At 75.4% G+C, this 670-nt stretch carries 1 protein-coding gene; it reads right to left on the bottom strand.

Translation table 11 applies throughout. The features are described from left to right. Positions 1-111: 111 nt before the first annotated feature. On the bottom strand, positions 112-670 hold a 559-nt coding region (locus tag CCN33_RS29435), incomplete at its 5' end, for an adenosine deaminase family protein (RefSeq protein WP_140394752.1).

Here is a 670-nt window from a genome sequence, read left to right as displayed (position 1 = left end):
GGGGACCGGGCCGGCCGGCCGGGTCGGGGCCGCGGCCGAGCCGGGCGACGGGGTCCCCCCCCGGCCGTCCGGCTGGGGTCGGGCGGCGGACCGGTCAAGGCCGTGCCGGCCTCAGCCCGCCAGCCACGCCTCCGTGTACGCGTCGATCTCCGACGAGATCCGCTCCTTCCCCGCCGCGTCCAGGAACGACGCCTCCACCGCGTTCTTCGCGAGGGCGGCCAGTCCCCGCTCGTCCAGGCCGAGCAGGCGGGACGCGATCGCGTACTCCTTGTTCAGGTCCGTGCCGAACATCGGGGGGTCGTCGGAGTTGATGGTCACGAGGACGCCCGCGTCGGCGAACTGCTTCAGAGGGTGTTCGTCGAGGGTGCGGACGGCGCGGGTGGCGATGTTGGAGGTGGGGCAGACCTCGAGGGCGATGCGGTGCTCGGCCAGGTGGGCCAGGAGCCGGGGGTCCTGGGCCGAGCTGGTGCCGTGGCCGATGCGTTCCGCGCCCAGCACGGTCAGTGCGTCCCAGACCGTCTGGGGGCCCGTGGTCTCGCCGGCGTGGGGGACCGAATGGAGGCCGGCGGCCCGCGCGCGGTCGAAGTACGGCTTGAACTGCGGGCGGGGGACGCCGATCTCCGGGCCGCCGAGGCCGAAGGAGACGAGGCCCTCGGGGCGGACGCGGTCG

The organism is Streptomyces recifensis, from assembly GCF_002154615.1.
Taxonomy (GTDB): Bacteria; Actinomycetota; Actinomycetes; order Streptomycetales; family Streptomycetaceae; genus Streptomyces; species Streptomyces griseoluteus.
The sequence above is the reverse complement of the archived record's forward strand: the minus strand, read 5'-3'. Positions and strand labels throughout refer to the sequence as shown.